The 418-nt window shown below is 71.8% G+C and carries 1 pseudogene; it reads right to left on the bottom strand.

The window, feature by feature from the left end:
* Positions 1–353 (bottom strand): annotated as a pseudogene (locus AX681_RS20940) (tail tape measure protein); the annotation flags it as partial.
* Positions 354–418 lie beyond the last annotated feature (65 nt).

Below are 418 nucleotides of genomic sequence, written 5' to 3'. Positions count from 1 at the left end.
ACATAGCCGCGCCCCGGCGCCACCGGCCCGCCGGTCGCGCGGCCGGGCAGTCCGAACAGCCCGCCGATCGCCCCGGCAATCCCGCCATTGCCAAAGATCGCCACCATGCCCCCGCGCACCGCTTCAGCCGCGATCTCGGCCAGGACCTGCGACGCTACCCGCTTCAAGTCCTCGAACCCGAGCTTGCCGGTTCGCACCGCGCGCAACAGCGCCGTCTCGACCGCGCGCCCGGCGCGGTCCGCCCCCGCCTGCAACGGGCCATCGATCGCCGCGCGCATCTCGGCGACATCGCGGGCAAAGCCCTGCGTGTCGGCGCGCACCCGCACCATCATGTGTTCGATCTCGTCATCCATCGGGAAACGCCTCCATCAGCTGCGTGATCATGTCACGATCAGGCGGCGCGACCGCCTCGCCAGCC

Origin of the sequence: Sphingomonas sp. CCH9-E2 (assembly GCF_001557215.1) — a bacterium.
In the GTDB taxonomy this organism is placed as follows: Bacteria; Pseudomonadota; Alphaproteobacteria; order Sphingomonadales; family Sphingomonadaceae; genus Sphingomonas.
This window is presented reverse-complemented; position numbering and strand designations above follow the sequence as displayed.